The 10,837-nt window shown below is 47.5% G+C and carries 2 protein-coding genes; one reads left to right on the top strand and one right to left on the bottom strand.

The features are described 5' to 3' along the window. Nucleotides 1-1,108 precede the first annotated feature (1,108 nt). On the bottom strand, nucleotides 1,109-1,288 hold the full coding sequence (locus tag QT992_RS31985) for a hypothetical protein (protein ID WP_333378606.1): 180 nt from the start codon (nucleotides 1,286-1,288) through the stop codon (nucleotides 1,109-1,111). 325 nt (nucleotides 1,289-1,613) lie between these two features. On the opposite strand from QT992_RS31985, the gene QT992_RS31980 reads away from it, so the two are divergent. After that, nucleotides 1,614-10,763 carry a DUF4114 domain-containing protein gene (locus tag QT992_RS31980; protein WP_333378609.1) on the top strand — a complete coding sequence of 3,050 codons (9,150 nt, stop codon included), beginning with the start codon at nucleotides 1,614-1,616 and terminating at the stop codon, nucleotides 10,761-10,763. Nucleotides 10,764-10,837: the final 74 nt, after the last annotated feature.

Below are 10,837 nucleotides of genomic sequence, written 5' to 3'. Positions count from 1 at the left end.
GTTTTTGAGCAACATCTTGCCTTCTGTTAAAAGGTGGCTACTTTTAGCTGCACTCATTTTTTAGTCTAAACTACAGTTATTAGTTGAAATCCCTCTTGTTTCAATTCAATGGGAACTGTTAGTTGTGTCGGATTGGCTAGAAAACTTAAATCAGTGAGGGTGATTAATTGCATAGGTGGGTAAGACAGTTACAGCTTACCCAGAGGGCGCGACGTTAGTCGCCTGCACGCTGTTGATTAATAATGAGCATTTTTGTTATAAAATATTTGTAAATAACAGGATTGTTGGGAGAAAGCGTTACTAAATTATCCGCTGCATACCGCCTCTACGCAGCATCAGTTGCAGAAACAATCAGCCTTTCCTCAAGAAGCGATCACCAGCGAATGACCCGGAGGAATTTTCCTTAAACTATAAGTCGCCTTCCGCCAAATTGCCGAGGGAATCAGTTGATTCTAAAATGCCTGCAACTGTACCAACAGCAACGGTATTTCCCGGCTCGATTTTCTCCAAACTCTCAGCAATTGATAATCGTAAAGTTTTACGCTACAGTTTTTTCAAGCAATCCTATCAAAATAGCGATTAGCGTGCGGGATTCAAGGTATCGCTATCGTTTTACGCGTGTATGCTGCATTCTTCGCGAGCGGGCTCTCCACGAACCGAGGATGCCTCTTTTTGAGCGATCGCTCCCGGGTAGAAAATTCGCTCTAGTTGAGAGTCAGGTTGCTGACACCGCAGAACTGCTGGATTTGCCCGAAGTGGGTCGGGTGTCCGAGCAGTGAATGACTTTCCAAGCGGTGCTGCCGAGCGAGAGGAAACGGGCGCTTAGGAAGCTTGGAGTGGATTCGTTAATTTAAGTATTTTCCTGCCTGATTTAAGTATTTTCCCGCATGAAAACCGTTACTTTTATAAAGACTTAACATAAGTCAAACAACTCTCCGTAAATATACAGAAATTTCTTCCGACTCGCAGCAGCAAAAACTATAAAGTTCAGTATTGTAACTAATATATTTATAATCGAGTCTAGCCGATAATAAGGATGAGCAACAAGTTGAGCGCAGTCGTAAGAGTAAGCGTAAGTAAAGATTCCTCGAATTTGCTCAACGCCAAATCAATTAAAAATCAAGGGTGCAGCCATGACTTTAACAAAGCCATTTCGATTGCGTTTTCCCCAAAAAAGTAGCAAAAGCACAAATTTTGCAACCCCTACCTTGACTGTTAATCCTACAACAGACAGTTTTCCAGCTCGAACATCAAGCAAAACAATCAATAATAATAGTCCTGGACGCATAGACTCTACTTGTATGATGCGCCGCTCCCCGCCTTACCACTACAGATAGTGTCAAAATTGACCCGTTGAATCGAGGACTGAATAAATTGAGCCTAGGACTGAATAAATTGAGTCTAGGACTCAATAAATAGCGAAAGCGAGTAACACAATAGCTTCGCGGGCTACAGTCGTTTAAGGAGTACGGAAGAGCCTTATAACTCCATTCAAACAGGCGACTCGACCAAAGCGGGTAACATAATTGCAACTCGCATCTCCTCAAAAAGATAAGTTCCGCATCCAAGCTTACCAAAACTATTATTTAACCCTCAAATCAGGAGTACCCAGAGTGCCTTTAACAGACCCGATTGGAGAACCTTTAATAGAAAAACAGGAATCCTTAATTCCCGGACTTGCCCCGACAAAGCCCCCTCTGCTGCCGGGAATTCAAACCTCAAAACCTTTATTATATCAAGCTTCGGCAGAATCATCCGAATCCGAACAGCTTAACTTAAACTTAATAGAACCAGCAAGCGAACCCGCATCCGAATTCAGTCTAACAGAAACTGATGCTTTTATTATTAATAAAGCCTCCGATATTAACAGCATACCTTCTGCCAACACCAGCCCTCTGATAACTAACAGCACTCTCAGGGATACAACAAATTCTGAAGTTGACCCCCTAATTGGTAAACTCGACTCCGACTTAGGAGACCCCCTAATCAACCCCAATCGAATTGTATCAAATAACGTTTCTTCTGATTCTAATAAATCTGCGACTGACATACCTCCAGTCAACTCCTCAATCAGCAACTCAGAACTAAATAAAAGCACAGCAGCTACAACCGCTGTTCCCGATGAATTGCTGGAAAATAAAACACAATTATCGCCAACCGCCTCCACAAAATCAGAACAAGATTCGGACAAAACATTACCCGTTGTAACTGCATCTACCACGAGCGAAAAAGCTTCCGACAAAACGCCATTACCCGCTACCGCTGAAACGACTTCAAAACCCGAAGAACACCAAACGCCTTTATCATCAGAGACTACACTCAAAAGCGAGTCATCACCAAACAAAATATCACCGGCAACTGCATCAACGTCTGACAATTCAGGAGAAAATACAACATCACCCGCAACTGCCTCAGCCACTGAAAACCCTGAACCAGATCGAACATCACCTACAACTGTATCAACGACTGATAAATCAGAACCAGATCGAACATCACCTGCACCTGTATCAACGACTGATAAATCAGAACCAGATCAGACATCACCCGCAACTGCATCAGCCGCTGAAAACTCAGAACCAGAGCGAACATTACCTGCAACTACATCAACGACTGATAAATCAGAACCAGATCAAACATCACCTGCAACTGCGTCAGCTTCTGATTTATCAGAATCCAACAAAACATCACCTACCGAAATATCCACCACCAAAAACTTAGATACAGCCACTAATCTAGAACCCCATAAAATCTCAACCCCAGAACCAGATCAAACCTCAACTCCCCCAACCAACGTTAACTTTGACTCAAACGCATTCACTGTCGATGAAAAAGGAATAGTCGGCATACAATTCACATCCGACGGCGGCTGGTATAGCGGACAACTAGCCATCGTCAGCCTACTCGGAATGGAAAAATTCGTTCCCGGTTCCGAGGCCTTCATCAAAGAAGCAGCAAGTCGAGCTTTAAGCAACTCGACAAAGGGCTACATCGCAATTTCTGACGATTTAGAAGGAGCATATTACACCGATCCTAACAGCTCAGAAAACCTCAATTCCGGGCAATACCTCGGCACAAAAACATTTGCCATGACGCCTGGAGACAAATTCTTCTTCATGCTAGTACCCAACGGCACTGTACGGCAAGTATACGACAACCCCGCAATCGGCGGCGACAAAAAACCCCTATTTTCAATAGCTACAGACAATCCCAGCGACAGCTTCAGTATCGGTCAAATTGCCGACATTACAGGCGAAGGCAAACTCTTCGCCATGGAAGACATGGGGCTAATTCAAGGAAGCGATATCGATTACGATGATATCACATTCTGTGTCACGGGCGCTACATCCAAAATAGTTCCCCTCAGCGAATTAGTTGACTCCTTCTCTGCATCAATTCACTCCCAGTTAGTTCAAAAACTGAAGGGTGAATCGGATAAATCAGAGCCGAAATTTACCCGAGAATCAACTGTTACTAATTCCGGCGATAAATCCCAGGAAGAAACACCATCGATAACTGCTGATAACGACCAACAAAAACCTCAGCCGACAGCAGCAACAGTTGCTAACTCAGACAGCCAAGAATCGCAACCAACAGAAACATCAACATTTGCTAACTCAGACAGCCAAGAATCGCAACCAACAGAAACATCAACATTTGCTAACTCAGACAGCCAAGAATCGCAACCAACAGAAACATCAATAGTTGGCAAATCCGATACTGAAGAAGCGCAACCAACAGAAACATCAACATTTGGCAAATCCGATACTGAAGAAGCGCAACCAACAGAAACATCAACATTTGGCAAATCCGATACTGAAGAAGCGCAACCAACAGAAACATCAACATTTGGCAAATCAGATAGTCAAGAATCGCAACCAACAGAAACATCAACATTTGGCAAATCAGATAGTCAAGAATCGCAACAAATAGAACAAACAGCCTCTCCCCCAGAGACACCCAGTGTTAGCCCTACTGAATTAAATTCGGAAATTGAACTGCCAGTATTAGCAGAATCTCTTGTCAGCGAGTCAGCAGATGCTGAATTAATTAAAACCGACATAACTGCAACTAATCGCATTCCTCAATTGCCGGCTGAAGCCGACTATGCTGTAAATAATGCTGCTTCTCCACCAACCGCTGAAACTCGGCTGATTCCCACTTCTATCGCCTCACAGCCTCCTGCAAAAACATCTGAGATTGCCGATAATTTTGGCGAAGAATTGCCAAAAGAAACCAATGACAATCTTCCTAATGCTGCGTCACAATTGCCGACCCAAATTACTGAGGTTATTCCCGCATCGAAGGCTGTTGATACCCAAGAAATTGACCGGGATGTTACCGAAAACGCAGCCGAATCTGAAACTGAACAATTTCCCACAACAACCGCTGAGATTATTGCTACAGAAACAGAAAAGGTTGCCGATTTAATTGAATATGACACCACCTTTCCTGAAATAACAGCCGAATTTGAAACCGAACAATTGGTGACAAAAACCGAGTCAATTGTTGCCACACCCGAAGCGGATGATACGGTTGAACGCCAACTCCCTGTTGCTGAAATAACAGCCGAATTTGAAAGCCAACAATTGCCACCAAAAACAGACGATTTCGCTCTTGCAGAATTCACTGCGGATACAATTGATACGGACATTGCTGTCACCTTCACAGCAGCCGAATTAGAGACAGAAAACTCCCCGGCAATTGTCGTTAATTCTCTCGATACCGACCCGCTAATTTCTCACTCAAACTCTAGCGTACAAACCGATTCTCCCATACCGGCACTTTTCTCAACTCCATTAGAAACAGCAGCAGATACAGCACTGATAGCCTCAGTCGAAACAAGCGTTTCACCCTCAACTCTTAAATCCCCACCCGAACCAAATTCAAACACTTATAATAGCAATTCAACTCCCACAGAAACTACAGTCGCCCAGCCCACATATTCTGATACCGAAATTGCGCCAAAACCCGCAGATGTATCGAGCGGTTGGCTGCCGTTAGAGGCAGAAGAATCGGCTCAATTTTCGGACGGTATTGCAGACAGTCAATCTTATTCAACACAGAGTACAGGCAACTTCCAAAGCAATATCAATCCCCCAAGAAATTTATCAATAACAACAACAGCCAATTTACCAATCCCCGGGACTTTTCTTGTAGATAACCAAGGAGAAGTCAGATTTGACTATGTATTTGACGGCGGCTTCTTTGAAGGCGAACTCGGAATTTTCAGCCTGGCAGGAATGGAAGCATTTACACCAGGAACTCCAGAATTCATTGCCGAAGCATTCCGTAGAGTTTTAAGCAATTCCACCGACGGCCACATTGTCATCAGCGACTCGATAGAAGGAGCCAAATTCACCGGTTCGATGCCGTTCGACTGGGAGTGGGGCAGCGGCGAATATCAGGGTATCAAAACTTTCAATATGACCCCAGGCGACACCTTTGCCGTCATGTTAGTCCCCAACGGTACAGTGCAGTCATCGCTCGAATCCTCATATTCGGGAAATTGGTTCCCCGAAAACCGCCCCTTATTCAGTATTGCGAATGCCAATTCCAACGATACATCTTACGTGTTGCCGATCGCCGACACAACCGGAACGGGGAACACTTTTGCGATGGAAGATATGTCAGCCGCTAACTCTGACAGCGACTACAATGACCTTATCTTCACAGTGCTTGGGGCAACAGGAAACGCACCGCTGCTGGATGCAGTTATCAATCCTGACAGAGAATGGCGCAATACTCAGCTCGGACAGCAACTGATAGAATACGCCAACAGCCAAGTGCCACCGGAGACAGCCCCCCCCACAATTGCAGCAGCGCTAGTTAACGACACCGGTTCTAACAGTACCGACGGCATCACCAATAACCCCGCCATCAGCGGAACAATTACCGATGCCAGCGACATTGCTAGCTTCCGCGCCAGCTTTTCGAGAGAGTCTACCGGCATTGAACTTAAAGACTTGCTAACCTCCGACGGCAGCTTTGCACTCACCCCCAACACACTATCCACAGTAAACGGCAACACCTTAACAGACGGCACGTACACCCTATACCTGCTTGCAACCGACTCGGAAGGCAACACCAACACCTTTGAACTCCCCTTCACCCTCGACACGACACCGCCAGAACTAACATTTGGCTTAAACCCAGCTTTCGACACCCCTCCCGTTGCAGACGGGCAAACCCTAGACTCCACCGTCACCTTAACCGGGCAAACCGACCCCGGAAGTACCGTTATTCTAGCTGAAACAGGAGCTATAACTACTGCTGACTCTACAGGACGCTTTGAGTTTGCAGGAGTAACATTAGCTATTGGCAGCAACAGTTTCACCGCCACTGCCACAGACTTTGCAGGCAATTCCAGTACCGCCAGCAGAACTTTTACCCGCACCTCCGCTACTGACTCAGGCGTTATATGGCTGGCTGAAGGGACATCCTTCACAGAAAAGTTAGAACGGCCCATTACAATTCCAGCAGTGCCGTCAACCCTTACTGTGAATATCGCCGGTCTCAACTTCGACAGGGCAGACTCCGACTCCATCAAGGATGCTTTTGAAATAGCCTTAGTCGATGCCAGCGGTCGCTCTTTAGTTCACACTGTAGAAACGGGACACAACAGCTTCTTCAATTTCACCGAGGGACAGCCTCCCCAACTAGCAGCAGGCGTTACTTTCAACGGTTCTAATATCAGTGTAAATTTATCGCAAATAGCTCCTGGTACGGCTGCTACACTGCAAATACGCTTGGTCAACAACGACAGCGATACAGCAACCGGCGTCGGCATCACCTCAATTGCCATCCAACCTTCATCGGCTGCAATAGTTCCTGTAACAGCATCGCCCTCCGAGGATGTATCCCCTAACGTACCAGTCAATTTCAATCGTTTACAGGACGTTTCGAGCAGTCTGGAAGCAGAATACAAACAGACTTCCTTCAATTCAAGCAGCAAAATTCTTTACGCTGATTTAGCTGTAAAAAATGCGGGTCAGTATCCGGTGCGGGATACGTTGTTGGTAGGGATAAACAATATTAGCGACCCAACGGTGCGACTGTTAGATGCGGACGGAATGACGCCGGAAGGAATTCCTTATTACGACATTAGCAAACTGGTTGGTGACGGCATTTTAAAGCCGGGGGAACTGACATCAACCGATACGTTAAAGTTTTACAATCCTCAAGGAGTTCAGTTTAGTTACGATTTAGTATTTTTAAGCCAGTTAAATCAAGTTCCACAATTTAAGGCGACACCAAATACGGAAGCTTTGGTGGGTAAAAGTTACGTTTATACTGCAATTGCTGTTGATGCCGATGGGGATGCGCTGACTTATTCCTTGTTGGAAAAACCGCAGGGGATGGAGATAGATGCTCAAACCGGGATTATTAGTTGGAATCCGGTTGCCGGAGATATTGGAAATCACGCGGTAACGGTGGAAGTGGGAGATGGGAAAGGTGGAGTGGCTAAACAAAAGTACGTGCTTTCAGCTATTAATCCGCCACCGAATCGACCGCCGATTTTTACTTCGACGCCCATTGTCGATGCAGCCGTCAATACACCTTACCGCTACGATGCTGATGCCAAAGACCCAGACTCCGATACCCTAACCTACAACTTGGTACTCGGCCCAGAGGGAATGAGGGTCAACCCAGAAACGGGAATCGTCCAGTGGACTCCGCCAGCAGCAATGGTATTTGGCGACACCGTACTGGGGCGAATTGGCAATCAAGGAGAACAAGATATCTATACTTTCAGCGCTCTCGAAGGACAGCGACTGTACTACGACTCTCTTAGGAGCACTCCGGGACAGACATTAAAGTTGTACAGCCCCAGCGGCTTGCTGGTACTCGATAGCAATACAAGCTATCAAGGCTCTCCAATCAACCTGACCGAAACGGGCAACTACCGCTTAGTCATTGATGGTGCTGCGGGAGACTACGGTTTCAGCTTAATTGACATGGAGCAGACACCCGTTGCACCTTTCGACAGAAACGTGACGGGTGTGCTGAGTCCCGGCTCAGAAGATGACGCATATCGCTTCAACGGAGCCAAAGGACAAAGGCTGTACTTTGACCAACTCAGCACCAACTCCAACCTGAACTGGGTACTATATGATGGAGAGGGCAGGCAGGTAAGCTCCTGGGTTGACGGAAAACAAGTAAGCTCTTGGTACGTAGGCTGGTACGACAACGAGATCGTCTTGCCCAGCGACAGCGAGTATACTTTGGTAATGCGGGGCAGCGCGCCCTTCTTCGGCAGCACCTCTTATACCTTCCGAATTGTTACACCCGACACGATTACTTATCCGCTACAGTTGGGCAACAACGCCAACCCCAACACCGTCAGTGCCGCCATTACCGAAAAAGGCGAACAGGATATCTATACTTTTGGTGGCACGAAAGGGCAGCGCCTCTACTTTGACTACTTGTCGAGCAGTTCCCAAGTAAATGCGTCCGTAAAGCTTGTCAGTCCCAGCGGTGTAGACACTTTCAACATCAACTTAGGCGCAGATACAGAGCCATTTACTATAAACGAGACGGGTACTTACCGCTTAGAGATTGACGGTCACGGGGAAAGCACGGGCAACTACAGCTTCAACTTGCTAGATGTGGGTCAAGCCACGCCCATTAACTTGGATGCAGATGTCACCGGAAACTTAAATCCCGGTTTGGAAACCCACTTCTATTCCTTTACTGGGGACGCCAGTCAGCGCCTTTATCTCGATTCAGAACCGAGTTCGGGGTGGGCAAACTGGACGCTTTACGGACCTGGGAATCAGGCCATCGCTACGGACAGCAAGACAACCTTTGGCGGCCCCAACACCTACGCTGGGTACAACCCCAGCGGTTTAGGTGGCGATTTTGAGGTCGTGCTGCCATCAGCGGGTAGCTACCTGCTGGCAGTCCAGGGGCGCAACGCCACTCCTTTTGATTACAAATTCCGGGTCATTACTCCCCAAACTCAATCCGGGGGAACGCTGACACCAGATACATGGGGGAACTTGAGCGTATCCGGCAGCATCAGCGAAAAAGGAGAAAGGGATGTCTATACCTTCAGTGGCAGCACCAACCAGCGACTGCTGCTAGACGCTTTGGTAGAGACACCTAACACTTACGTTCGATTGGTCAGTCCCAGCGGTATTGAAGTCTTTAATACCCCTGCATCCGGGGACTGGGCGAGAACTATCCCATATATTCTTCCTGAAGCTGGAAATTATCGGCTGATTGTAGACGGGTATATCGAATCCACAGAAAATTACAATTTCCGGCTGCTCTCTTTAACAACAGCACCGACATTAAACCTGAATGCTCCTACCAGTGGTACTTTGAGTCCGGGGTCGGAGACGGACGTTTACCAGTTTACAGGTACCGAGGGCGATCGCCTGTATTTGGACACCCTCCTTTCCTCGTCCCCCGGCGGTTGGAATCTCTATGGACCTGGCAACCAGTTAGTGACCTCTAATTACCTGTGGAGCGACATAGAGACAGTGCTGCCGGGAAGCGGAACGTACTACATAGTCTTGCGCGGGGACGGCACTCCCGCGCCAGGCGGCAATGGCACCGCCGCACCTATCAACTACAGCATCCAGCCATTTTTCTCAACTGCCAACCCTACCCCTCTCACCTTGGGTTCCGTCAACAGTGCCAGTATCAGCAAACCCGGAGAACAAGATGTTTACACCTTTACTGGCAGCGTCGGACAGCGACTGTACTTTGACCCCCAACTCGGCAACGGCAACATCACAGCTAAAATCACCAGTCCCAGCGGTCTGGAAATCTTCAGCGGTTACACAAGTGCTGACGGCCTGTCCAATATTCTCACTGAAAGCGGCACTTACCGCTTGACAATTGACGGCAATTATGATACCTCCGGCAACTACAGTTTCCGCTTGGGGGATGCAACAGCAGCCCCAACCCTGTCTCCGGGAACGGCAACGCCAGGCAGCTTGCCCCCAAACGAAGCAGTGCTATATCAAATCAGCGGTACGGCAGGAGAGCGAATCCAATTCGACAGCTTGTCGCCAACAGCATCGGGTGCAAGCTGGGCGCTGTACGCTCCCGGTTTTCCAAACTTTTCGTCACAGATAGGCGGCTCTGGGCTAAACAGCGATTTTGAAGTGTTGCTGCCCGTTACAGGTACTTACACCCTAGCGTTGCAGAACCCATCGAGCAGCAGCGTCAGTTACAACATCTCCGCGAACAACATCACCCCCCCGCCAGTGGCGAACTCGGGTTTGGGGATAGCACGCAGCGGTACGGTTTCGCCAGGAACCCCGGCCAACCAAACTTTTACTGCCAGTGCGGGTACGTTAGTTTACTTCGACAGCCTTGATACGGATGGCGATGCTGTCTCCGTCACGCTGTTGAACCCGAGCGGCTCTGTTGTCTCTGCCCTCAATGGCTCCAGCGCAAGCACAGATTCCCCAAGCCCGATTCAATTGCAACAAACAGGAACCTACACTTTGCGAGTAGAGGGAACCGGCGATTACGGCTACTCCTTGCTCGACTTGGGGGCATCCCAGACCCTGAATTTGAATGCCACTACCAACATCCCGTCAATCCCAGCTTGGGGAACAACCGCTTACAAGTTTGATGGCGCGGTGGGTCAAAAGCTGTATTACGACGGGCTGACCAATAACCCAGGCGTCTCACTTAAGTTAATTTCCCCCAGCGGCCGCCAAATCGCTAACTTTACAGCAGCAGAATATTGGACAAACTACGCAACAGATAGGCTCGATACCTTAACAGAAAGTGGTACTTATTAAGTAGTCAAACAAAATTAATTACACAAATAACTAATATGATATAATAAAAAATATCAAGGTGTGTTCAAAGAGGT

Origin of the sequence: Microcoleus sp. T3_D1, assembly GCF_036700405.1 — a bacterium.
In the GTDB taxonomy this organism is placed as follows: domain Bacteria; phylum Cyanobacteriota; class Cyanobacteriia; order Cyanobacteriales; family Microcoleaceae; genus Microcoleus.
The sequence above is the reverse complement of the archived record's forward strand: the minus strand, read 5'-3'. Positions and strand labels throughout refer to the sequence as shown.

Excerpts from the sequence above, each read along its gene's own strand:
- QT992_RS31985 (WP_333378606.1), bottom strand. The coding sequence starts at position 1,288 with ATGCGTCCAGGACTATTATTATTGATTGTTTTGCTTGATGTTCGAGCT.